Source organism: Parabacteroides sp. AM08-6, from assembly GCF_003473295.1.
Lineage (GTDB): Bacteria > Bacteroidota > Bacteroidia > Bacteroidales > Tannerellaceae > Parabacteroides.
In genome coordinates, this window is record NZ_QRMP01000003.1 from 253,825 (window position 1) to 278,466 (window position 24,642).

General features: G+C 39.6%; 26 protein-coding genes and 2 tRNA genes. 10 read left to right on the plus strand and 18 right to left on the minus strand.

What is annotated here, in order from left to right:
* The first annotated feature begins 175 nt into the window (after nucleotides 1-175).
* The 6 genes from DW103_RS04535 (at nucleotide 176) to DW103_RS04560 (ending at nucleotide 6,436) form a co-directional block, all read left to right on the plus strand.
* A complete protein-coding gene (locus DW103_RS04535; protein WP_122274467.1) occupies nucleotides 176-1,387 on the plus strand; it encodes a 6-bladed beta-propeller in 1,212 nt (403 codons plus the stop codon).
* A gap of 153 nt (nucleotides 1,388-1,540) precedes the next feature.
* Complete coding sequence (locus DW103_RS04540; RefSeq protein ID WP_122274468.1) at nucleotides 1,541-2,785, plus strand: 6-bladed beta-propeller; 1,245 nt, start codon at nucleotides 1,541-1,543, stop codon at nucleotides 2,783-2,785.
* A gap of 84 nt (nucleotides 2,786-2,869) precedes the next feature.
* Nucleotides 2,870-3,703 (plus strand): signal peptidase I, encoded by an 834-nt coding sequence (gene lepB / locus DW103_RS04545; protein ID WP_147381177.1) that lies wholly within the window; start codon nucleotides 2,870-2,872, stop codon nucleotides 3,701-3,703.
* A gap of 79 nt (nucleotides 3,704-3,782) precedes the next feature.
* Nucleotides 3,783-4,217 (plus strand): dCMP deaminase family protein, encoded by a 435-nt coding sequence (locus tag DW103_RS04550; RefSeq protein ID WP_122274470.1) that lies wholly within the window; start codon nucleotides 3,783-3,785, stop codon nucleotides 4,215-4,217.
* 16 nt (nucleotides 4,218-4,233) lie between these two features.
* A complete protein-coding gene (locus DW103_RS04555) occupies nucleotides 4,234-5,967 on the plus strand; it encodes a S41 family peptidase (protein WP_122274471.1) in 1,734 nt (577 codons plus the stop codon).
* On the plus strand, nucleotides 5,912-6,436 hold the full coding sequence (locus DW103_RS04560; protein ID WP_233545606.1) for a 5-formyltetrahydrofolate cyclo-ligase: 525 nt from the start codon (nucleotides 5,912-5,914) through the stop codon (nucleotides 6,434-6,436). The genes DW103_RS04555 and DW103_RS04560 overlap by 56 nt, the downstream gene beginning before the upstream one ends.
* Nucleotides 6,437-6,492: 56 nt before the next feature.
* Here the strand turns inward: DW103_RS04560 and DW103_RS04565 are convergent, their stop codons facing one another.
* Together DW103_RS04565 and DW103_RS04570 are read right to left on the minus strand one after the other, a co-directional pair.
* Nucleotides 6,493-6,786 (minus strand): DUF721 domain-containing protein, encoded by a 294-nt coding sequence (locus DW103_RS04565; protein WP_122274473.1) that lies wholly within the window; start codon nucleotides 6,784-6,786, stop codon nucleotides 6,493-6,495.
* Nucleotides 6,783-7,886: a DNA replication/repair protein RecF gene (locus DW103_RS04570; RefSeq protein ID WP_122274474.1), complete on the minus strand. Its 1,104-nt coding sequence runs from the start codon at nucleotides 7,884-7,886 to the stop codon at nucleotides 6,783-6,785. Before DW103_RS04570 ends, DW103_RS04565 begins: the two co-directional genes overlap by 4 nt.
* A 137-nt stretch (nucleotides 7,887-8,023) precedes the next feature.
* Here DW103_RS04570 and DW103_RS04575 point away from each other — a divergent pair, with 137 nt between their 5' ends.
* From DW103_RS04575 to DW103_RS04590, 4 genes are all read left to right on the plus strand, one after another.
* The gene (locus DW103_RS04575) at nucleotides 8,024-8,710 is read left to right on the plus strand and encodes a tetratricopeptide repeat protein (protein ID WP_122274475.1); all 687 of its coding nucleotides are present in this window, start codon (nucleotides 8,024-8,026) and stop codon (nucleotides 8,708-8,710) included.
* A gap of 80 nt (nucleotides 8,711-8,790) precedes the next feature.
* Nucleotides 8,791-9,270, plus strand: coding sequence for a 6,7-dimethyl-8-ribityllumazine synthase (gene ribH / locus DW103_RS04580; protein ID WP_122274476.1), 480 nt, complete (start codon nucleotides 8,791-8,793; stop codon nucleotides 9,268-9,270).
* Nucleotides 9,271-9,326: 56 nt separating this feature from the next.
* Nucleotides 9,327-9,409: transfer RNA gene (locus DW103_RS04585), tRNA-Tyr, on the plus strand.
* A gap of 42 nt (nucleotides 9,410-9,451) precedes the next feature.
* A tRNA-Gly gene (locus DW103_RS04590) sits at nucleotides 9,452-9,524 on the plus strand.
* Nucleotides 9,525-9,611: 87 nt separating this feature from the next.
* Here DW103_RS04590 and DW103_RS04595 read toward each other — a convergent pair.
* From DW103_RS04595 to DW103_RS04670, 16 genes are all read right to left on the minus strand, one after another.
* Nucleotides 9,612-9,815 (minus strand): hypothetical protein, encoded by a 204-nt coding sequence (locus DW103_RS04595; protein ID WP_122274477.1) that lies wholly within the window; start codon nucleotides 9,813-9,815, stop codon nucleotides 9,612-9,614.
* 56 nt (nucleotides 9,816-9,871) lie between these two features.
* Entirely contained in the window at nucleotides 9,872-11,047 is a 1,176-nt protein-coding gene (locus tag DW103_RS04600) for a glycosyl hydrolase family 28-related protein (RefSeq protein ID WP_122274478.1), read from the minus strand.
* A 75-nt stretch (nucleotides 11,048-11,122) separates the two neighbouring features.
* Nucleotides 11,123-11,428, minus strand: coding sequence for a DUF4491 family protein (locus DW103_RS04605; protein WP_122274479.1), 306 nt, complete (start codon nucleotides 11,426-11,428; stop codon nucleotides 11,123-11,125).
* 172 nt (nucleotides 11,429-11,600) lie between these two features.
* Nucleotides 11,601-11,969 carry a preprotein translocase subunit SecG gene (gene secG, locus DW103_RS04610; RefSeq protein ID WP_122274480.1) on the minus strand — a complete coding sequence of 123 codons (369 nt, stop codon included), beginning with the start codon at nucleotides 11,967-11,969 and terminating at the stop codon, nucleotides 11,601-11,603.
* 7 nt (nucleotides 11,970-11,976) lie between these two features.
* Complete coding sequence (locus tag DW103_RS04615) at nucleotides 11,977-12,744, minus strand: hypothetical protein (RefSeq protein WP_122274481.1); 768 nt, start codon at nucleotides 12,742-12,744, stop codon at nucleotides 11,977-11,979.
* Between the two features lie 3 nt (nucleotides 12,745-12,747).
* A complete protein-coding gene (locus DW103_RS04620) occupies nucleotides 12,748-13,260 on the minus strand; it encodes an LptE family protein (RefSeq protein ID WP_122274482.1) in 513 nt (170 codons plus the stop codon).
* Nucleotides 13,261-13,263: 3 nt separating this feature from the next.
* On the minus strand, nucleotides 13,264-14,457 hold the full coding sequence (locus DW103_RS04625) for a sigma-54-dependent Fis family transcriptional regulator (protein ID WP_122274523.1): 1,194 nt from the start codon (nucleotides 14,455-14,457) through the stop codon (nucleotides 13,264-13,266).
* A gap of 100 nt (nucleotides 14,458-14,557) precedes the next feature.
* Entirely contained in the window at nucleotides 14,558-15,385 is an 828-nt protein-coding gene (locus DW103_RS04630) for a lysophospholipid acyltransferase family protein (RefSeq protein ID WP_122274524.1), read from the minus strand.
* A gap of 10 nt (nucleotides 15,386-15,395) precedes the next feature.
* Nucleotides 15,396-16,283 carry a CDP-alcohol phosphatidyltransferase family protein gene (locus tag DW103_RS04635; RefSeq protein ID WP_122274483.1) on the minus strand — a complete coding sequence of 296 codons (888 nt, stop codon included), beginning with the start codon at nucleotides 16,281-16,283 and terminating at the stop codon, nucleotides 15,396-15,398.
* 7 nt (nucleotides 16,284-16,290) lie between these two features.
* Nucleotides 16,291-17,016, minus strand: coding sequence for an SDR family NAD(P)-dependent oxidoreductase (locus DW103_RS04640; RefSeq protein ID WP_122274484.1), 726 nt, complete (start codon nucleotides 17,014-17,016; stop codon nucleotides 16,291-16,293).
* Between the two features lie 9 nt (nucleotides 17,017-17,025).
* The gene (locus DW103_RS04645; RefSeq protein WP_122274485.1) at nucleotides 17,026-17,493 is read right to left on the minus strand and encodes an adenylyltransferase/cytidyltransferase family protein; all 468 of its coding nucleotides are present in this window, start codon (nucleotides 17,491-17,493) and stop codon (nucleotides 17,026-17,028) included.
* Between the two features lie 292 nt (nucleotides 17,494-17,785).
* Complete coding sequence (gene pdxA, locus DW103_RS04650) at nucleotides 17,786-18,895, minus strand: 4-hydroxythreonine-4-phosphate dehydrogenase PdxA (protein ID WP_122274486.1); 1,110 nt, start codon at nucleotides 18,893-18,895, stop codon at nucleotides 17,786-17,788.
* A 16-nt stretch (nucleotides 18,896-18,911) separates the two neighbouring features.
* On the minus strand, nucleotides 18,912-19,943 hold the full coding sequence (locus DW103_RS04655) for a DUF4837 family protein (protein WP_122274487.1): 1,032 nt from the start codon (nucleotides 19,941-19,943) through the stop codon (nucleotides 18,912-18,914).
* A gap of 54 nt (nucleotides 19,944-19,997) precedes the next feature.
* Nucleotides 19,998-21,032: a 23S rRNA (adenine(2503)-C(2))-methyltransferase RlmN gene (rlmN, locus tag DW103_RS04660; RefSeq protein WP_122274488.1), complete on the minus strand. Its 1,035-nt coding sequence runs from the start codon at nucleotides 21,030-21,032 to the stop codon at nucleotides 19,998-20,000.
* A 118-nt stretch (nucleotides 21,033-21,150) separates the two neighbouring features.
* Complete coding sequence (locus DW103_RS04665) at nucleotides 21,151-23,286, minus strand: peptidylprolyl isomerase (RefSeq protein ID WP_122274489.1); 2,136 nt, start codon at nucleotides 23,284-23,286, stop codon at nucleotides 21,151-21,153.
* A 98-nt stretch (nucleotides 23,287-23,384) separates the two neighbouring features.
* Nucleotides 23,385-24,641 carry a hemolysin family protein gene (locus DW103_RS04670; RefSeq protein ID WP_122274490.1) on the minus strand — a complete coding sequence of 419 codons (1,257 nt, stop codon included), beginning with the start codon at nucleotides 24,639-24,641 and terminating at the stop codon, nucleotides 23,385-23,387.
* Nucleotide 24,642: the final 1 nt, after the last annotated feature.

The following is a 24,642-nucleotide window of genomic DNA, read 5'->3' on the forward strand; positions in this document are numbered from 1 at the left end:
TCATTTGCAAACTCCTCTTGGATTGGGAAAATATGGGGAGAGGGCACATCTAGTAATAGCAATACAAGTACCAATACTAGCACTAGTAGTAACAGGCCTGAAGATGAGAGAGTCATTGCACATTGCCAGTAGCCAAACTCACAAAGTTTAAGTCAAAATATATAACCGTAAGAGCATGAAAAAAAAGTTTTTTATATTATGTATATATCTTATGAATATTGGTCTGCTAGAGTCTCAAAATAATTCTAGCAGCCAATATATTATAGATATAGATAACGCCACCAATTTAGGAAGAATTCCTATTTCTCATTTTTTCAAATCCTTAAAAATAATACCACTAGAAACGACAGAAGATTGCTTAATAGGTAGAATAGACGAAATGCAAACTTGTGGTGATAGACTTTTTATATGTGACAATAACATAGCAAATGCTATTTTCGTCTATAACAGAGAAGGAAAATTCCTAAAAAAAATAGCGAACAGAGGTGGTGGCCCAGAAGAATACAATCAAATAGAGTCTTTTTGCATAGATTCATTAAACAATTCTATATTACTTTTAGATAATTCGAAACACAAAATAATAGAATACAATTTTATAACAGGAGAATATATCCAATCCATATCACTTAAAGGAGACATAACGCCTTGTCACATTTTTAAAATAAATAATACTTTATATGGAGATTTATATTATTACAACACAAATATTCCCGCTAATAATTGCTATCTATTACAAAAAATAGATTTAAAAACAGGAAATATCATCGAAAAATATTTTCCTGTATACCAATATAATAGAGGCTGGACAAATCGAAATTTCATAGAGAGCTATGCTTTTTATCCCATATATTCAAATCATTGCTTATTTGTTCAATCATTCATGGATACAGTCATGCTAATTAACCCAGAAGGAGTGTCCCCTTATTTCACCATTAAAAGCAAGAACTTTGTCACAAATAATATTATCAATAATTTTATTGAAAGTAAATCTCCACAGGAAAATATTCCCTTCTATATGTTAGAGAACAAGAGCATATATAAGATTTCAGAAATAATTGAAAGCAAAAGCCAAATATGGTTTTCATATATGCAAGGATTTGGTTTAACAAAAGCATATTATAACGCCTTAGAGAACAAAACTTACACATATACACAATTCAACGACTTATTATTAGATAAAGACCGAGGAATAACGTATATACAGCCCAATTATTTAATTGCAGAAAAAGAAGGTTTTTTCTATCAAGTTACATCAGATAATATTCCAGTAATAAAACATTTTGCTCAACAAGGATTTCTGAATCCTAAAATTGGCAACATTGAATATTTAAAAAATATAGATGACGAAGATTCTAATCCAATACTATTTTATTATGAATTTAAATAAATATATCAAATTAGGGAAACTATCCTTACATCAAGTTTTATTGTTAGATAAGAGATGTTTCAATTCCCCTCTGCTTATATACCAAAAGCATTATTCTTCGACAAAACAACAGCTTTGTCAAAAAAAAATAAAATTGAAGCAAAATAAACAAACATGAAAAAAAATACATTATTACTATTCTTCTTATTTCATATATTAAATACCAGTTTAACAGTGGGCCAAAATAGCCCAAAAACTGTATACGATATAAACATAGATAACGCAAAGGACTTGGGAGATATTCCTCTTTCCAATTTTTTCAAATCACTAAAGATAATACCACTCGAAAGGGTAAGAAGAAACTCTTTCCTATTTGTTTCCAAATTGTATACATGTAGAGATAAAATATTTGTTCTCAGCAAATTCATGGGAGATAATTTATTTGTATTTGACCAAGATGGAAAATATATAAGAACTATTTCCAGGAAAGGTAATTGGCCGGGGGAATATGCAAAACTTGACGATATAGTCGTTGATTCTTTAAGCAATTCTGTCTGGTTGTTAGACAATCCATTAGATGATAGCAAAAGCGAACTCCACGAATACAATTACATAACCGGCAAATATATCAAGACCATTCCTCTCAATGAAGAAACAGAGCCTCTGCATTTATTCAAAATTGGAAATGAATTATATGGGGACATTTATTATAACTATTACAAGACAGGAAAAAGCTTATCTGGAAAAGGTTGTTATTTATTACGAAAAATAGAGATGGATACTGGGAACACTACAGAATATTACCTCCTTGCATCAGAATATAACAAAGGGCGAGCCAATAAAGTCTTAACGGATAATCACGCATTTTTCCCCACAAGCTCGGAACATTGCCTATTTGTCCAATCGTGTATGGATACAATTATGTCAATCAGTTCGAAAGGTGTCCAGCCTTATCTGGCAATTAAATCTAACAATTTTATTAATACACAAACTATTCAAGATTATTTGGATGAAAACAGACCCGAAGACCCATTCTATAGTTACATGCTAACGAAAAATCTGATATACAGAATTGCCAATCTGATGGAGAATAATGGGAAAATATTTTTCTCTTACTTACAGGGATATACAACTACCAATATATATTACGATACTCAAGAAAATCAAGCATATAAATATACAGGATTAAATGATTTGCTTTTTAAAGAAGGGCAGGAATCCAGTTATCTCATAACCAGTTATTTGACAACAGACAGCAAAGGGGTTTATTATGTAATAAACGTTGATGGATTTTCAATGATTAAACGGTATGTCGAAGAAGGCCGGTTAAACCCAAATTTTGAAAACATCGAAGAACTAAAAAACATAAGCGAGGAATCATCAAACCCGATATTACTTTATTACGAGTTTAAAGACTGATAATTGAAATCAGTTCTCCAGAATACAATATATTTACATAACTTTGTGCCCATAGATATTGATATTAAAGAACAACTCACAAAGATGAAAAAATATATCAGTTTGCTCGGATGTATTATCCTAGTAGCCATTTCAATCCGGATTTTTCTCGGACAACCTTGCTATATTCCTTCCGCCAGCATGGAAAATACCTTATGGGAAGGTGATTATGTCTGGTTAAACAAGGCTGCTTACGGAGCTATATTGCCCAAACGATTCGCAGACATACCGATATTCAACGTTTTTACCTGGATAAAGCCGCTAAGGGAACTCGATGCGCGGATTGATTGGGGCACATCGCGCATGCCTGAGTGGCACAAACCGAGACGGTTCGATATTGCCGTTTTCTATTCCCAGGAAATGCCGGGAGTATTATTGGTAAAACGGATGATTGGTTTGCCGGGGGATACCGTTTGTCTGAAACAAGGCGATTTGTATATCAACAACAAACAAGTGAAACAGCCTAAAAATGTAATTAAAATACGCAATGGAAACCCTGTTAAATTCCCGGAAAACACCTCGTGGACTACACTCGACTACGGTCCTATCCTGATTCCGCAAAAAGGGATGGCGTTGGAATTAACAGCCGAGAATTTTTCGTGGATAAAGAATGTGGCGCAAAAGGAAGGAGTTTCCCTTACCCTTCAAAACGGAGAATTCTACAGCAACAACACTCCTGTTAATCAGTATATGTTTAAAAGCAACTACTATTTTATGATGGGAGATAACCGGAATAACTCCATTGACAGTCGTTTTTGGGGATTCGTGCCGGAAGAGGACTTGGTAGGGACAATTAATTTTGTCTTTTTCTCCCTCGATTTTTCCACTTGGCCGGGCTTCTCATTCCGAAGTAAACATTTTATGAGATACGTCGATTGAACAAAAACAATCAAATCTGTTCCATTTATCCCAAATATATGTACCTTTGCCAATATTATAGGTATAAAATCAGAAAACGATGTGCGATAAAAAGGATAAGCAACTCGAGTTGGATAAACGCTATTTAAGAATGGCGGCCGTCTGGGCTGAGAACTCGTATTGTAAACGACGTCAAGTCGGAGCGCTGATAGTCAAAGACCAAATGATTATATCCGACGGTTACAACGGTACGCCATCTGGTTTCGAAAATATTTGTGAAGATGAAAATAATCTCACCAAACCCTATGTTCTACATGCTGAAGCCAACGCTATCACGAAAGTAGCAGCTTCATCGAACAGTAGTAAAGGAGCAACAATCTATGTCACATCCGCACCTTGTATAGAATGTGCCAAACTGATTATCCAGTCGGGTATCAAACGTGTGGTCTACTCAGAAAAATACAGAGTGGAAGATGGTTGCAACCTATTGTTGCGGGCCGGTGTTATTATAGATTATATAGAAATAAAAGAATAAAATTAGAGACGTTTTTATGGATAAAAACAAAAGGCTGACAGTCTGGCTTCCCGTTATTATAGCATTAAGTGTGGCTTTGGGTATTTTTATAGGCAACCATTACCTGGCACTGACAAAAGGAAAACGGCATATTTATTCCAGTGGGAATAAAATAAATGCGATACTCGATATCATTGACGAGCAATACGTAGATACCGTTAACATGAAAAAATTGGTGGAAGATGCAATCCCTAAGATATTCAGTGAACTGGACCCTCACTCGGTTTATATACCGGCAAAAGATGCACAACGGGTAAATGAGGATTTGGAAGGTTCGTTCAGCGGTATTGGGGTATCTTTCAATATGCAGACCGACACGATACTGGTAATCAATGTTATCCCCGGCGGCCCTTCCGAAAAGGCGGGACTGAAACCTTTCGACCGCATTATCTCTATCAATGACTCTGTTTATGCAGGCAACCACAGTGATCAGGAGTATATCATGAAAACGCTGCGCGGCGCTAAAAACAGTACGGTCAAATTGGGCGTGATGCGGAAAGGAAATCCGGATTTGATTTATTTCGACGTGACACGCGGAGATGTCCCTGTCAACTCCGTCGATGTGGCTTACGAAGTGAGCAAAGGTATCGGATACATCAAAGTCAGCAAGTTCGGACGTACTACCTACAACGAATTTATCACAGCTATCGCAAAACTGAAACAGGCAGGCTGTACCTCATTCGTTATCGATTTGCGGGGTAACACTGGCGGATATATGGATGCAGCCATCAATTTAGTGAACGAGTTCATGCCGGAAGGCCGGCTGGTTGTTTATACGGAAGGTAAAGCATTCCCCCGGAACGATATTTACACGAACGGGAACGGGACTTGCCAGAATACACCGATTGTAGTACTGACAGACGAGTTCTCGGCTTCGGCCAGCGAAATTTTCTCCGGCGCTATCCAAGACAACGACCGCGGTCTGATTATCGGGCGCCGCACTTTCGGGAAAGGGCTGGTACAATCGCCAATCCAGTTGAGCGACGGTTCGGAAATCCGTTTGACGATTGCACGCTATTACACTCCGTCCGGACGTTGCATCCAGAAAAAATATGTATTAGGCAACGGAGGGGATTATGAACAGGATATATACAACCGGCTCATGCACGGTGAATTCGACTCGGCCGACAGCATCAAACAGGACAATCTTGAAAAATATGAAACGGTAATGGGACGCCCTGTTTACGGCGGTGGTGGTATCATGCCGGATATTTTCATTCCACGTGATACGAGCGGAATAACTTCTTACTTTACAAATGTTGTCAATTCCGGTGTATTGAATTTGTTCGTACTTGAATATTCGGACCGCAATTATGACAAGTTAGCATCATTTGCGACCTATCAGGAATTGCTACAATATTTGCAACAACAGCCTTTGTTGTACGACTTTACAAATTTTGCAGCACAGAAAGGTATCAAGAAGCGCCCGACACTGATTAACATCTCCGGCAAACTGATTGAAAAACAAATACAGGCCTATATCGTACGTAACTTTTTTGATGAAGATGGCTTCTATCCGATTTTCCAGAATGACGATGTCACGTTGAAACGTGCTATTCAAATACTGAACGAAGGAAAATCCTTACCGACGTTGGAAGATAAAAATAAAACGAAAGATGATATTGCACAAAGCCAAACAGCAACTTCGAGAAGATATGGCGTCGTTAAAGAAATCATATACGAAGATTGCATTGCATCAAATGTCTGCTAAGATAATGGAACGGCTGGAAGAGACGGAACTCTTCCGGCAATCTTCCAGCATCGCTTTATATTACGCCATCCCCGGTGAAGTACAAACTGCCGGTTTTATTGAAAAATGGTATCAGGATAAAAAAATCCTACTCCCGGTAGTCGTAGGTAATGATTTGCGTCTATTACATTATACGGGGAAAGATTCCCTAAAGCCCGGTGCTTTCGGCATTTTGGAACCCGCCGATACGGACAATCCGGTTCCGGAAGAAGAGATTGACTTGATAGTCGTTCCGGGAGTTGCTTTCGACCGCCAACACAACCGTCTGGGAAGAGGCAAAGGGTTTTACGACCGGTTATTATCCACATTATCTGCTCCGAAAATCGGCATTTGCTATGATTTTCAATTAAAAGAAAATATTCCGGTCGAACCGTTCGACAAAAAGATGGATTTGATTATTACTGAGCAGGAAACTTTATTTCCGGAGTAATAAGTTTTTTCTTTTCGTTTTGAATCCCTATTTCTTAAATTCTTTTTTATCGTTATTCATCGGATAACTATATCCCGAATAACTGCCGAGCCTGCATATTCGTTCAGGCTCTTCATCAACCTCTCCCGGCACAAAAGCAATTCGCTACGTAACACGGACGAGGTTAATGAAACATATAAAACCCGATCCTTCACATATATATTACGCGTATATTGCATTACCATCTTGCCAAGTACTTCTCCCCATGCCCGCTGGATACGAATTTCAAGTATTTTCTCGTACAATTCGGTATTATCCTCAAAGAAATCGCGGATAACTTCTCCAAGCGATTGTGTATTCCTCCGTTTCACGCAGTTTCCTCCATCGGTAAAACTTCACCCTGTTCGACACGGAACAAAGCATAGTCATGATTCATTGTCTGCAATATTTCATCCAGATATTTCCGGTTTGTATCCGTAATGAAAATTTGCCCGAAACTATCGCCGCTTACCAGCTTAATAATCTGTTCCACCCGATCCGCATCCAGTTTATCAAAAATATCATCCAACAACAAAACCGGTGTCGTTTGTCCGCGACGCATCAGAAAAACATATTGAGCCAGCTTGAGAGCAATCAAATATGTTTTATTCTGTCCCTGTGAACCGACACGGCGAATAAGATAATCATTCAGAGTCATCTCTAACTCGTCTTTATGAATACCGGATGAGGTATAGCCTAAAATACGGTCACGTTCACGGTTGGCAGCCAGTAAACCGGCAAAATCCCCCTTTTCCAACTGGGAAATATAACGTAGTCCGACATGCTCGGCAGAGCGGCAAATAATCTGATAATATTCATTGAAAATCGGAGTAAAGTCACTCACCAATTGCAGTCTTTTTTCATAAACCATCTGTCCATACATAGCAAGCTGCATTTCCAATACTTCATAGAGAGAGGCATCCTGGCTCTGTTCTCTCAACAATATATTTCGCTGAAGTAAAGCCTTGTTGTACTGAATCAGTGCATGCAGATATTGTTTGTCCTGTTGAGAAATAATCACATCCAGGAAACGGCGTCGCTCATCGCTTCCACCTTGTATCAGTTCGGAATCAGCCGGAGAAACCATCACTAAGGGCAAAAGGCCTATATGTTCCGAAAGCTTGCCATATTCCTTCTTATTCCGTTTGAACTGTTTCCGCTGCCTGCGGCGTATTGCACAGAATATTTCCTCGTCCCGTCCCTCATAATCATAATCACCCTGTAACACACACATATCCTGAGCATTATTGATAATTTGAGTATCCGGCGTATTGATATGGCTTTTACAGAATGACAAATAATGAATGGCATCCAGCAAATTCGTCTTCCCCATTCCGTTGTTGCCGAAAAAACAATTTATTTCCGGAGAGAATGAAACTTCGCACTGGAGAATATTCTTGTAATTGAGTATAGAAAGCTTTTTAAGTATCATCAGCACTATATTAATCGTACAAAATTAAAAAATATACTTCTAAGTGTAGATTATATCAGTAAAAAAAACTACTTTTGCGCTTTGAATTGCCACAGGCATAAAACGAAGATAAAATAATAAACAACTATAACAAGATTATGGCTACTAAGGGAAAAGAAACCAACAAGGAGTTAGAAGTAGAAGAAATTGTTTCGAAGTCGGAACAGTTCATTGAAAACAATTCAAAGAAAATTATTTATGGAATTATAGCTATCGCACTCGTTGTTGGAGCTGTTCTGGGAATCAAACACGGATATTTAGCTCCGAAAGAAAAGGCAGCAGCAGTTGCTCTATTCAAAGGCGAACAATATTTTGCAAAAGATTCCTTCAATCTGGCACTAAACGGAAACGGAGCTGATTATGAGGGCTTCGATGCCATCATTGACCAATACGGAAGCACTGCCTCCGGTAATCTGGCTAAAGCTTATGCCGGTATCTGCTACTTCAAAATAGGTGACTACGAAAAAGCATTGGAAAAACTGAAATCTTTCAAGGCAAAAGACAATATGATTTCTCCGACTATTATCGGTCTGATTGGTGACTGTTATGTAAATATGGGGAATATCAAGGAAGGCATCAGCTATTTCGAGAAAGCTGCCAAAGAAGCAGACAATGAAACAATAAGCCCGGTATTCCTGAAAAAAGCAGGCGTTGCTTACGAAAGCCTGAAACAATATAAAGATGCAGTCAAAGCATATACTACCATTAAAGAAAAGTATTATAATTCAATGGAAGCATCCGATATCGATAAATATATCACCCGTGCTTCTGTCGAAGGCAAATGAGCATCATAAAAATGTGATTATTAATAACAAGAGGATGTCTCGTCAAAAAAGGCATCCTCTTCTTTTAAGAATAATATAGTATGGCTACAGCTTATCAAAATTTATCAGAGTACGATTTCAACAGTGTACCCGATGGTTCTGAAATGACAATCGGTATCGTAGTCGCTGAATGGAACAAAAGTATTACAGAAAAGCTACTGGAAGGGGCTTGCAACACGCTGGAAAAACATGGCGTAAAGGCTGAAAATATCTATGTAAAACGTGTACCGGGCAGTTTTGAGCTGACATTCGGAGCAAAAAGACTGGCAGAAACTAAAGAACTGGATGCCATAATTGTTTTAGGCTGCGTAGTCAGAGGTGATACACCCCATTTTGATTATGTATGTTCCGGCGTTACACAAGGTATTACCGAACTAAACTTAATGTACGATATTCCCTTCATCTTCGGTTTATTAACCACCGACACCATGCAACAGTCGGAAGACCGTGCGGGCGGTAAGTACGGAAATAAAGGAGATGAAGCTGCTATTACAGCTCTTAAAATGGTAAATTTTTCCTGACAAAGGCTTGCAAGTATCAAAAATAATCGTACCTTTGCACTGCAATTAAAAAACAGGGGCAGTTACCAGAGTGGCCAAATGGGGCTGACTGTAACTCAGCTGGCTTTCGCCTTCGGTGGTTCGAATCCATCACTGCCCACTGGACTTGTTTAAGTGATTAAACGGTACAATTTTAAATGTTGCGGAAGTAGCTCAGTCGATAGAGCATTAGCCTTCCAAGCTGAGGGTCGCGGGTTTGAGCCCCGTCTTCCGCTCTTAGAAAGAGGAAAATCAGAAGGTTTTCCTCTTTTTTTATTTCTTCATGGGCATAATATCAAAATCACCATCAACCTTATTTCCAATTACTCTACAATAAGATAAAGAAACGAATAAGGCAGATGCCTCCGGGCATCTGCCTTATCTCTTTTACGATTATAAACCTTTTTCGAAACCTGAACCCGGTTATAATTAATCGGATGACCATGGTTCTCAATTTCCGCTTCCCTGCTTCCCTTTCGGTTCGCTTTGATATACTCCATCAGGGAATCTGTCTTCTTTGTCTTCATAATGATTCATATTTATCGTGGTAAAGATACAAAAAATCCCGAAAGTCCGCCCTGCTTCAGAATGAAGGATACGCTTTCATATTCGAGGCTCCTTCAGCTGTATAATATGAATTATTCGCTCCCTCATTCGATTTTACAATATGATAAAACAGAGAGCCATATAACCTATTCTCCGGATCAACGATAAAATTCCTATAATTAAAATCAATCGGAATTTGACCACTATTCACTTCAATCCCCACCTGTTCAATCTTAAGAAATGAAGCACCAGGTAGATGACCACAAAATTCAACATCCAGGGAAGTAAGGATATTCGTACAATTCTGGGCATGGATTCTTCCGAACCAGCAAGAATGATCCATTTTTGAAAAGACAAAAGCATTTTCGCAGTTCCATACGGAAAGGTTATTTCCATTCATATGCTCCGAAAAAATAAAACCGTACCGGAATGCACTTTTAACATATATATTTCTTAATTCTTGTTCCGGATTACACCACAATCGTGGTCCGATAAATCCGGCCGAATAATGACCGTCATGGGAAGGGGCCATCAAGGCCGTGTTGCGCGTTGAAGAATAAATCAAAACGTTATCTGTATAGACAGTTGCAGCATAGGCCATATTAACACCCGATAGATAAGGATACTTCCCCTTTTCTGACTTAGCCTGAAAAGCAATATTCTGTAAACGCACAACAGCTTGATTCAAACTATAAAGATTATTTCCTGTTCCTACTGCCAGAATAGAAGTCGGAGAAATAGACGAATCTGTCTGAAGTTCCCCTAACACATCAGAGAACAATACGGTTCCATTACTCCATACTTCCGACCGATCCTCTGAAGTATGATTTGCGTAAGCACAAGGGGTAACCACACAATTTTCACCTTGTATTCGAATCATCACATAATCCCGAATACCCGAGCCACTGGATTTCGGCTTAATAATCAAATGAGCTTTCACATTGTACTTTTCCTGCAAAGTGGCCAGCCGGTATCGTCCATTAGGGAAATAAACCGTTCCGCCCCCGTGATCCATCACATAATCGAGAACTGACTGAATTGCGTATGTATCATCCGTTACACCATCTCCTGCAACTCCAAAATCCTTCACATTATAAACCCGTTCAGCATTTTCTTTTCCTTTATCCATTTCTGAACTACTTTGTACTTTTTGCATACCACCGCAAGCAGTGAATAAAAGCACAAACGACCACAACAGTATAAATTTCTGCATATCCTCTATTTATTTTATGCTGATAAACCACTCTATCTTCCCATTTACACCTATAAATGAAACATATACGCAGATTTACTTCTCTGGATATGTACGTTTCGGATTTTTGGGAAACCAACCTTTCAAAACACGTTCCTCCTGTTCGAATACCTCTTTTATCGTCCAAAATGAAGAAAAAGCAAATACGCCGCAAATAGCCGAAATAAAGACACTTTCCACCAGCAGGGAAGCTATCGTTCCTGCGATACCCAGCAAAAGGAAAATCCACCAGCATTTGGTTCCCCAGTAATATTCCGCTTTTACTACAATCGGATGAAATAATCCAATAATTAAAAAGGTCACAATACCTATTAATAATCCATCAAAGTTAATCATATCCATATTTACTTATTTATCAGAATCAGCAACTGAAGCCTGTTTATACAAAGATACGAAGAAATATGGATAATCAAGATAGATTGCCTCTATCAATCTATCAAGCCCAATCGGAATAGACAACAAAAAAAGGTGTTCTTATGGGGAACACCTTTCCTATATCAGCAATTGTTCTTAATTAATTTGCCGGAGTTTCTTCTGTTTCATCAGGAGTAGTAGCGGGTTGCTGTGCAGTTCCGAAATCAGGAGCAATCGTATTCGGATCAATTGAAACAGCATCGTTTACCTGTTGTTTGATTTCTGATTGAGTTCCCTGGTGACCACTTCTCGGGATAAAAGCAGTAATCACAATACTCAATACGACTACAGTACCTGCAAGGGTCCATGTTGCTTTTTCAAGAAAGTCTGTGGTTTTGCGTACACCCATAATCTGGTTGGAAGAAGAGAATCCCGAAGCCAGACCTCCTCCCTTGGAGTTCTGTATCAATACAATCAGTATTAATAGAAGAGACGCAATCAGGATTAAGATAGAAATAAATACGTACATCTTTGTTTTATTTTTTAGTGTTAATAATCAACTTTTCCAAAAATCTGATTTGGTCTGCAAAGTAAACATTTTTTTCTGGATATTTCAAGTTTAAGTTTTGAATAATTTGCAATGCTTTCTCATATCGTTTCTGTTTTACATAAATATGAGCCAAAGTTTCGGTAAAATAGGAATCATTCAAGGGTTTAAGATGTTCTTCGTCCAGCTCTGCCACATTAGGAGGTAAAGCTGTATCTTCTGCTTCAGATGGGAGATTCAGGCCACTTCCCGGGACACGTTGTTCATCATCTTTAAGGAAAGAATCAATCAACTCATGATGTTGAAGCCGTATAGTTTCTTTTTCTTCTTGAGATTCGTTTTCTTTTGTTAATGACCAATAAATATAATCAGATGAGGCTGAAGGCTGAAACAAAAGAGATGTTCCCGTCTCCGGTTCTTTCTCTTTTTCTTCTTCCTGACCGGATAAGAAAGCATCAATCAGAGAAAAAGCATCTTCTTTGGAACCTTCCTCTCCTATCGGCAACTTTGTTTGTAATCCATATTCTTCTCCCTTAATCAATGTAAAGAGCTTTTTCCGATCGGGTATATAAATTGCCATTTTCTTTAATTCGGCACTAAAACGTATATCATTCAGAATCGCAAGGTTTTTCAAATAAAGCATTCGGGCAACCGGAAAACACGGGAATTCATCCACTATCTGCTTCAACCGGGGAAGCGTATCCTCGGTGAGCAGATCCGGATTTTCCATGAGTTGATATATATCGGCTGCTTTCATTTTTTACCAATCGGCAACAGTTGCGTTATAAATCTGATCGACAAGCTCGTCTATAATTTCTTTAGATAAATCATCCTGTACCTCCTGCAACATTCGAGTCGCATCAAACTCGCGATAAGCGGAAAAGGTTTGCTCAAAATCTTTTTCCGGAGTTATACGATTAGAATAGCGGACACGTACAGTAATTGTCAACTTAGTCTGCGAAGCATAAGCATCTTCCTTCACAGCCATAGGAGTCAAATCATATCCGGTGATTTCGCCTTCCAATTCCAAATCGCCATTACTATTGACTAATTGAAGACGGGTCTGACGAGTATAAATATCCTTTAGAGCCTCCGTAAATTTCTGCGAAAGAGGCGGATACACCAATGGAGCCTGATTAGGAAAATCCTTGATTGTGATTGTCTTTATTTTCGTATAGTCAATGGAAGCTCCATTAAATTTGTAGGAGATGGAACAAGCCGTCACGACCATCGCTATCAGACAAAACACCCATATTTTATTTTTCTTCAACATCGTTTATTCCAAGTTATATTCTTTAATCTTTCTATATAAAGTGCGTTCCGATATTTTTAAATCGGCAGCGGCATTTTTACGGCGGCCATTATGTTTTTCGAGTGCTTTACGTATCATTTCTTTTTCCACTTCTTCCAACGAAAGTGTCTCCTCTTCTTCCACCGCTTCTGCTTCCTGGATAGAAGGTACGGGATGAACAGGATGGGGGGTATGGATAGAATGCGAATAAGAAGTTTCATCGGCAACAGCCATTGGCATTTTACCTCCCATAATGTCATGAACTAACTTTTTCAGTTCGTTCACATCCTTCTTCATATCGAAAAGTACCTGATAAAGAATTTCACGTTCACTATTGAATATTTTTTGCTCCGCATCCTGTTTGACCAATACCGGATACTTTTCCATATTAAGGTCGGGCAAATAAACCCGCAGCACATCGGCCGTTATATCCCGATTTTCTTCAATCACCGAAATACGTTCGGTAATATTCTTCAACTCACGAACATTGCCAGGCCAACGGTATGACAAGAGCAACTGACGGGCTTCCTCATCCAAACGGATAGAAGGCATCCGATATTTCTCGGCACAATCGCCGGCAAATTTACGGAATAATAAAAATATATCTTCGCCACGATCCCGCAGGGGTGGAATCTGAATAGGTACGGTACTGAGACGATAAAACAGGTCTTCACGGAATTTTCCCTGCCCCACAGCCTGAACCAGATTAACATTGGTAGCAGCAACAATACGGACATTCGTTTTTAACACTTTCGAAGAACCTACCCGGATAAATTCACCGGTTTCCAGCACACGAAGTAAACGTGCCTGTGTAGGGGTAGGCAACTCTCCCACTTCATCCAGAAATATCGTACCACCGTCGGCCACTTCAAAATAGCCTTTCCGTTCGGACAAAGCACCGGTAAACGAACCTTTCTCATGTCCGAACAATTCCGAATCGATTGTTCCTTCAGGAATAGCCCCACAGTTGACTGCAATATATTGCGCATGCTTACGCGGACTGTTCTGATGTATAATCTGAGGAAAAGTTTCCTTACCGACTCCACTTTCACCGGTAATAAGTACAGACAAATCCGTAGGAGCAACCTGAAGGGCCACGTCAATCGCCCGGTTCAAAGCCGGATTATTTCCGATAATACCAAAACGCTGTTTTATCTGTTGCACATCAACCTTTATCATCATATCAATCTTTTATCTGTAATTATTTCAGTTTATCTGCCAAAATTACAAATCTTAATTCAATATACCGCATCTATAAGCGGTTTCTCATGGTACTTTCTTATTTTTTAGCACCGTATGTTCTGTTATAGAGAAAATCAGCAAATTGTTTATCGTCCGGCATATTCCGGATTTCTTCAGGAGAGACAGGTTCTCCGATGTAAACATCTACCGTACGTCCACATTTATTAAACGCTTCTGCGGGAATACGTAAAGTACGGATACGCCAATCTATCCGTCCTAACCAATAAAAAAAGCCGGAATTCAGAAAGTCGAAATACACGGGATAAACAGGTACATTTGCTTTCCTAATCAAACGAATCACACTGTGAGTCCAAGGTAAATCTTGTATCTTTTTCGTCTTCTTTTGATACATGGAGATAGCTCCGGCAGGGAAAAAACCCATCGGATGTCCTTCTTTCAAACGTTGGAGGGAAAGACGGACACCGTTAATATTCCGAGGATTAGCACCCTGATTATTGGAGTCCGGCTGAACGGAAATAAAATTATCTTGCATTGCCCCGATTTTTGTCAGGACACCGTTTACCATCACTTTAAAATCCGGACGGCGGGATGCAAATATGTCAATCAGCATAATTCCGTCTATCGAACCGATAGGGTGATTGGATACAGTAGTAAAAGCTCCTTCCGGCAAATTATCCAATACTTCGCTATTATGCAACCTATATTTTATATCAATCAAGGGATCATGCAGCAAAGCAGTTGTAAAAGCGGCTCCCCTTAGCCGGCAGTTATTGGCATGTACACGATTTACCTTATCAATACTCAACCACTTTATCAACAACTTCCCCAGGAAAATTCCGAGTTTGCTTTTAAAGAACGGGGCAGCTTGTTGTAAGTCCTGTATGTCTACGACGCTCTCTTTCATAAAATCCGGTTTATTTACAGAATGTTGCACACATTTTTTCGTGTCTATGCATAGCAAACAGCAAGACAATGTTCAACACAATAATTTCATATAAAAAGTAGACCCACACTTCTCCGAGCAATACAACAATAAACATCACAATTGTACGTCCGTTAAAAGTAAGCATATCTATTAAACACATTAATCGCTTACTTTGTTTACGGAAATCAACACGAATATCATCGGGAATATTATCTCCATAACGGGTATGCAGACAACGAAGCATCTGCTGCAAGGAAGGGGTCGCCTTTACTTGCAATAAGGTATAGCCTCTATAGAGAAAATAAAAGAACTTATTAATGCCGTATTTCATCTCTTTATGACGGGCGCGTACCTGTTCCAGCGACTGGAATTCAGCTCCCTTGTCCTTACTGATGAAATAGAGATGAAGGGTTTTATAGTAATCTGTAATATTTGCCTGTACAAGGTGTGACAATCCGGAAAGAACAGCCAAGGCAAAAAACCAATGTGTTCCATAATCATGAGACAGGCGAAGGGCAAAAGCCACATAAATGGAAGCAAACCAGATATCACCTGCAAAACCGTCCAAAATACGTCCGATAGCCGATTTGATACCGGTCAAACGTGCCAATTGTCCGTCTACGCAATCCAATATATTCGCAAATATTAAAAGTAGAATACCACAAATATTATAACTTAAATCATCGTGATAAAAAAAGAAACCGACAGCTGCTCCCACAAAAATGGAAATAACAGTCACCATATTCGGTGTAATACCTGTACCTCTAAGCATACGAGCGATACGAAAGCCTATCGGGCGATAAAAAACCCGGTCTATTTTATTTTCTGTTTCTATCGACTTCAGTGACGCCTCGTACTCTTTATCCAAATCACTCATTTATCTTCTATTTATACGAATAACCGCCGTCTACAACGACCACTTCGCCATTTAAATAACTATTTACTATTAACATCTTATACACTTCCGCCAATTCATCGGGATCGCAAAAACGCCCCAATGCAACCTTATTTTCGATGTTGCGCCGTATCTCCGCCGGCTTTGTCTTTTGCCATTCCGTATCTACAAATCCGGGAGCTACGGCATTTACCCGTAGTTCATACGGAACAAGAAACTTCACTAAATTTTTCACCAAAGCATGTACGGCACTTTTTGTTACCCCGTATGCCAACGATACGGAATGAGGCTGAATACCCATCAAAGAACCGGTAAAGACAATACTACCACCTTTATTCATCAAGCCTACAACCTTTTGCAACAGGAATACAGGGAAGTGCACATTGGCAAAAAAGACCCGTTCCCAATCCTCCGGCAACAATGTTTCGAAAGGCTCCCTACAAGTCATGCCGGCATTCAACACTAAGGCATCCAAATGGATATCATGTTCCGTCAAGTACCGATGAATGACCTCGATGGAAGTTCGTTCCGACACATCAGCTTGTAAAGTAAGAACCTGAATTCCCGGATATTGCAACTCACAACAAGCCTTTTCCGCTGTTGCCGTATCCGAAGCATATGTTAGAATTAAATTATAACCGGATTTTCCCAAACAGGAAGCAACAGCTTTTCCTATACCTTTGGTTCCACCCGTAATCAATACATATTTTCCCATTGGCTTTTCTTATTGTTCGCCAAAGCCTTTTACCGTTTCCGGCTTCGATTGACGCTGCGACTTGAGGTTTGCTTCGTACGAATCATGAATAGTTTTCTTCAAATTAGAAGAAGAAACCCCTGTTCCGTACGGAAAATAAAATACTTGTACTCCCAAATCTTCCAGATAATCGTATTTGCCATACCAATCGTCACCGACAACAAAAGCATCAATGTTTAGCTTCTTAACTATCTCGGAATGGTCCAATGTATGCTGTGGTATAACGATATCCGGTGTTTTAAGAGCTTCAATAATCTGAAGACGCTCTGTAAAAGGAATAATCGGCTTTGCTTTATAGGACGATACTAATTCATCCGTGCTTACCCCCACTATCAGGATATCCGCCAGACTACGGGCATAGTTTATCATCCGGAGGTGGTTGTAATGGAACATATCGAATGTTCCGGACGTATATACAATCGTTTTATCCTTAAACATATTCTCTTAATTTCTCTTTTTACTTTAAAACTGCAAACTTACGCAAACTTTTCCTATCAAAAAAAGATTGACAGGAAAAAGCGTGAAAAAGGCACAACCCTATAAAAATTTTGTTCGGGAAGAAAACACATACCTTCATCAACCTCTAATAAATCCAGTTATATTGTTTCAATCGTTTCCTGTGCAAGGAACGAGAGTTCCTTAAATAGGAAACTGCCGATGTAAAGAAAAAATTGCCCGGCTATATTCCTATAACCGAGCAACTCTTATCGCGTGTCAGCACTAAAGCTGTTTACAAAGTATCGGATTCTTCGTCTTTAGTCAGGTCCAGCTTTTCATTATCCCCTCCCTTATCGAAATATTGCTTGCGGAGAGGATTAGCCGTCGCTTCACTATAACGGATGCGGTTGCGATAGATATCGAGAGCTGCATATAATGCCTGACGGAAAGATTCTTCAGAGGCCACATTCTGACCGGCAATATCGTAGGCAGTACCATGTGCAGGCGATGTCCGGACGATTGACAGACCAGCTGTATAATTTACACCATCATCCATTGCCAAGGTCTTGAACGGGGCAAGTCCCTGGTCGTGATACATGGCCAAGACGCCATCGAACTTATCGTACATTTGCGAACCGAAAAATCCGTCGGCTGCATAAGGTCCAAATGCCATGATTCCCCTTTTTTCAGCTTCCTGTATGGCAGGAATGATAATCTCTTCTTCTTCTTTTCCCAACAATCCGGCATCTCCCGCATGCGGGTTCAAAGATAGGACAGCAATACGCGGGCGGGTAATTCCAAAGTCCTGTTTTAGCGATTGATTAAAGATACGCAATTTCGAAACAATATCCTCAAACGTTATTTTCGGTGCAACCTGCGATAATGGGATATGTCCCGTCACAAGTGCCACACGAAGACTATCCTTCATCAAAATCATCAAGGCTTTTTTACCCAGTCCTCCGAAACATTCCTCCAGATACTCGGTATGTCCGGGGAAATGGAATTGCTGATTCTGAATATTGTGTTTGTTGATTGGAGCTGTTACCAGCACATCCACTGCCCCCCTCTTCAGGTCGGTCACCGCAGTCTCCAAGGCGACATAAGCGGCTTCACCCGCTATAGTTGTCGATTGAGACAATTCCACTTTCGTTTCGTCATCTACGCAGTTGATAATGTTTACCCGACACACTCCGGCATCTTCTGCCTGGGCAATAGTATTCAAGTTTACAGGAGGCAAATCCAATGCCTTACGGTGATAAGCGGCAATCTTCGACGAACCATAAATAATGGGCGTACAAAGTTCGGCAACACGCGTGTCTGAAAAGGTTTTCAGTATCACCTCATAACCGATACCGTTTATATCTCCGTGGGTAATGCCCACCTTAATCAATCGTTCTTCCATGTATAATGTATGTTTGTTAGTTCTCTTCGGGAATTCCCATTTGCTCCGACACTGGTTGGTCAAAGTCACCCGGCAAACGAAGCGTATGCAATGCAGATTCTATGCGACGAATATAGTTTCGTTTGTCCGTTTCGGGAGCAAAAACAAAACCCTCGGCCACAATGACACGGTTGTTCTTTTCGTCCAAGTAGGTATGACTGACAAACGGTCCCCCCATCATATCGCCTTCCATTTCCCACAAACCGCGCAAAACACCACAATATTTACCATTGATGGTTGTCGGAGTATAAGTGGTTCCATATTTCTGTGTTTTCATATATGAACCAGGGAATGAACCGGGCAAATTGGCTTTTAACACAGAATCCCTCTTCGCAATCAGATAGTCGGCCGTAAAGGTCTCTTTATCTGTATACGGGAACGCATACACGATGAGGTCGGTACGCCCGGTTTTAGCATTGTTGGAAGCCCAGAAGAAACCGGTTGTATCACGATAATAAGTCATATTAGACGGGGCATAAAGAGATATATCAAATTTATCCATCAAATGTTCCTTCACAAGGCTACTGTGGTCTTTCTGCAACTGTTCAACCGTGCGGTTGGTTTCACATTTACTAAAGAAATCGACCAATGTTCTCGGATTATCCTCGATATATTTTGTTATTTCATCAGCCGTAGGCGAAGTCATTACCATTATCACCTGATTCTTTGCATACCGGTTTCTCTCATATCGCAAAGAAACCTTTGTGTACAAAGACTTATCAATCTTTACTACCAAAACATTACGCACATACGTCAACAAACCGTTAAACTGATCCGGCGTAACATAAGTAATTTTAAAAGCAGGTTCAGCCTGAGGCAATCCAGGTATGGCTGATGTCAATTCCGACTTAATAGCCTTCCCGGCGGGAGCATCCCAATCCGCTTTATCCATTACAACAACGATTTCGTAAGCAAAACCAGTTGCATTTCTCATCACTGGCCCGGAGCCACAGGCCCCCATCATAAGCAAAAGTGCCAGAAAACTGATTAATAAAGAATGTGTTTTCATACCCGTTTTATGTTTTATGATACAAATATAATTCTTTTCCCCCAAAAGAGTCTCTTATGACCCTATTTGTTGCTTCTTTGCAGTAGAAAGCATACCGCAAGCAGCAAATATGTCTTCTCCCCGTGAGGCCCGGATAGTACAAACAATACCGGCTTCATTCAGCGCATCTCTGAATGCTTCCATCTTTTTAATATCCGAACTTTGCAAAGAAACATCCGGTATGGCATGGAAACGGATTAAATTAACCCGGCAGGGAATGCCGTTTAATAAACAAATCAAAGCTTTCGCATGTTGCAGATTGTCATTCAAATCTTTAAAAACGATATACTCAAAAGATACTCTTCTCTGATGTGTAAAATCATACTGTTTGATTGTTTCGATAATACAGCGAGCGGGAAATGCCTTCTCTATCGGCATCAAGGATAAACGCTCGTCGGGATATGGAGAATGTAGACTAACAGCCAAATGGCATTCGCTCTCATCCAAAAAGCGTTTTAACCCTTTTGCCACACCAATTGTAGAAACGGTAATACGCTTCGGACTCCAACCATATCCGTAAGAAGCTGTCAATATTTCAAGTACTTTGAACAATTCATTCACATTATCCAAGGGTTCACCCATACCCATAAAGACAACATTTGTCAGCTGCTCCGTTTCCGGCAAGGATTGTATTTGATTCAATATTTCATTTGCCGTCAAGTTCTTTGTAAATCCCTGTTTCCCAGTCATACAAAAAAGACAATTCATCTTACAGCCCACCTGCGAAGAGACGCAGAGTGTCGCTCTATCTTCTGTCGGAATAAATACAGATTCCACAAAATTACCGGGACCTGCAGGAAAAAGATATTTAATGGTCCCATCCTCTGATTTCATGTATTCAGAAGGAGGCACAGCACCAACTTCAAAATGTTCTTCCAACAAAGCACGTTTTGAAGAGGCTATATTAGTCATAGCAGAGATAGAAGCCACTTTCTTTTTATAGAGCCAATCGGCTATCTGCTTTGCTGCATAACCGGGAAGTCCGGCTTCGGCAGCAACTTCTTTCAGTTCCTCCAGCGTCATGCCTAATAAACGTCTTTTCTCACTCATATTCTACAAACTCTGTTCTTTTGTTGCAAATATAATACAAAAAAGCCGCTGAACACTTGTCCAACGGCTTTCTTATTTTATTTATCAATAGGAAGGAAACGTTCCTACCTAAAATTGATTAATAGAAACGGATACGATTATCTTCCACTTCAGCTTTGTTTACTAAAGACTGGATAGCTTGATATCCAAAACGATAAGCGTTTGTTGCATCCAAAGATTTTACTTCAGTAGCTTCGTCATAGTCTTTAGCATCCTTGTTCTGTGCATAAACCTTGAATACATATACACCGTTGTTTCCTGCAACCGGAGCACTGACTTGATCTATCTGAGCCAAAGAGACCATTGCATTCAATTTCGGTTCAACACCAATACCAGTAATACGGCGGGTAGCAAAATTAATAAACTTAACCGAGTCTACAGAAGCCCCCATCGCTTGAGCATAAGCATCTACGGATGTCAGGTTTTTAGCAGCCAGTTCCTGTGAAATCTTTTCACCTTTTTTCTGAGCAATTAATTCAGATTTCAGCATCGGAGTAACAGAAGCAAGCGAACGATACCCTTCCGGCAATGTACCTTGAACAGCAGCAATTACAAACTTATCATTACACTCAAAGATTTCAGAGATTTTACCTTTATCATTTTGGAATGCCCAACGAACAACCGGACGAGAATTCTTAATTGAACCCAATGTCTGGTCTCCTGCGGTAACTGTGACATCTGAAAATAGTTCATATCCTGCTTCTTTAGCAGCTTCATCCAATTTCTTTATATCGTTATTCTTGGAAATAAACTGATTAAGTTCATTATAGATATTACCGTAAGTTTTTGTACTCGGAGATACAGTCATATCGATATCAGCCACTTTATATTTGTCCACATTGGCTGTTTTATCCGTCACCTTCACGATATGAGTTCCATACATCGACTTAATGATTGCATAATCGTTAAGCGGTGTCGAGAAAATAGCATTCTTAAAATCTTCGTTTACCCCTCTCAGAGCAGTAGCTTCCGTAAACCATCCGAGTTCACCACCTTTTTCAGCAGCTTGGTCGGCGGAGAACTCTTTTGCCAAAGCTGCAAAATCACCACCTTTCTTCAAAACATCCAGCAAACTATCGGCTTTAGCTTTCAATATTGCTTCGTCTGCACCGGCCAACATGATATGACTGACATTTACCGAATCTGGAGCCACAGTCTTGTCTACCAGTTTAAACATCCTATACTTATCATTCTCAAACACCGGGCCGTAAACTTCCCCAACAGCAGCATTCTTTACAAACTGTTTCATTTCCGGGTCTAATGCATTTTCCGTAAAGAATGCATCCATATAAGGGATTTCGGAGTTTTCATTAACAACATCTGCAACTTTTTCAGATGTAGCCAATTCTTGTTTTAACGCTTCAATATCTGCATTCGCTTTATCATAATCTTCTTTGCTAGGACGAATGTCTACAGCTATGTATTTAATAACCTTGCCTTCCTTCTGCTTGAACAGTTCCTTGCGCTGGTTATACAACTTTTCGATTTCGCTTTTGCTTACTTGGATTGTCGAATCCGGAATAGATGCATACGATTGCATCGCATAAATAATATCAGAGCTTACAGCTGAAGCATCAAACGCATCTTTAGCATCCAGTTTATTGGCAGAAATAGCTTTACTTAGCAAAGTTGAATATTTCTGTTCCAAGCGCTGAGATTTTATAGACTTTTCCCAAAACATCCAGAACTGGCGTGCCTGTAACAATTGACTCTGCTGTTCGGCAGGCATAGCTGCGATATTGTCATCATCAATAGTCTTCAAGAACTGCAGCAAAGTAGCTTTATCGAATACACCGGTCTGCGGATTCACGAACATCGGCATCTGCTGAATCATCGGGGATATATTTTCGCCCTGAACCATATCGAATAATTCTTCCGGAGTTACTCCCATACCCAATTTATCAACAGCTTCACCCAATACGACTTCCCGTATCATATTATCAAATACGGATTGACGAATTTGAGTCTGATACTCTTCAGGAAGACTGGTTGAACCAGACTGCATTTTATAAATTTCAGCCATCTCGTCAACGCGTGCCTGATAATCCTGAATTTTAATAACTTCTCCGTTTATCTTGGCAACTCTTTCCTGTGATTGCCTGAAGTAAGTAGAACCGGAGTTCAAAAAGTCTCCAATGATAAAAGCAAACAATGCCAGACCCACTATGAGTACCAGTAATCCTGCTTTGCTTCTGATTTTTTCCAGCGTAGCCATTTATCTTTATCTATTTTTTAAAGTTTATTATTCACATTTTAAGGGCACGAAGATACGAAAAAAAGAGATTGAAGCATCTTTTATTCCCTTTTTTTTCATTATTCTGCTACTTTCATACGAACCAGCTCTATCTTCGTAGCCGTAACTTTGATGATTTTGAATGTGTACTTGTCAATCACAATTGATTCGTTCAGCTTTGGGAAATTCTGGTAAAAATGCAAAATAAACCCCGCAATCGTAACATAATCATCAGATTCCGGCAATTCCAGGTCGAACTTTTCATTCAAAGTATCTATTTCCATACGTCCGGATAATAGATATTCATTTTCCCCTACCTTCTTCGCCACATACGACTTAATATCATGTTCATCTTCAATTTCACCGAATATTTCTTCCACTAGGTCTTCGAGTGTCACAATGCCGGAAGTACCGCCAAATTCGTCCACTACGACCGCCAAGCTCTTTTTGTCCTGCATCAACAGCTTCATCAACTTATTCGCAGCCATCGTTTCCGGAACAATCGACACGCTTCGTATACTTTGTGTCCAGTCCTCCGGATTTTTAAACATTTCCGAAGAGTGGATATATCCGACAATATCATCTATATTTTCATTATATACCAGTATCTTAGACAAACCTGTTTCGATGAAACGCGCACGAAGTTCCTCTATAGTGGCTGTCTTATCACATGCCACAATTTCTGTACGGGGAACGATACAGTCCCGCAAACGGACATTTGAAAAGTCCAACGCATTCTGAAAAATCTTTACTTCCGTATCCATATCAGAGTTCTGAGAAGCGTCCTCGATACTCTGTTGGATAAAAAAGTCAAGGTCGACTTTTCCCAGTGTTCGTTGTGTCGAATCAGACAAATTATTAACGCCGACTATCTTTAGCATCAGAAAAGAGAGTAGTGTCGATAATTTGGATATCGGATATAATATTATGTAAACAACAAAAAGAGGAATCGAAAACAAACTCAACGAAAAGTTCGGATTCAATTTAAAAATTGTTTTCGGAATGAATTCACCCGTAAACAATATCAGAATTGTCGAAATAACGGACTGTACTAAAACAATGAGTGCCTCATTATTCACCACACGGGCTATAAACGGTTCCAATACAATCGCCATCTGTAAACCGTAAACAACCAGGGCTATATTGTTTCCCACCAACATTGTCGAAATAAATTGGTTAGGATTGTGATAAAAGAATTCTAATATTTTACTTGTCAAACTTTTATCCTTCTTATCAAGTTCGAAACGTAATTTATTAGAGGAAATAAACGCTATTTCCATTCCTGAGAAAAAAGCTGAAAAAGCCAACGAAATCAATATGTATGTCAAAGCATTCATA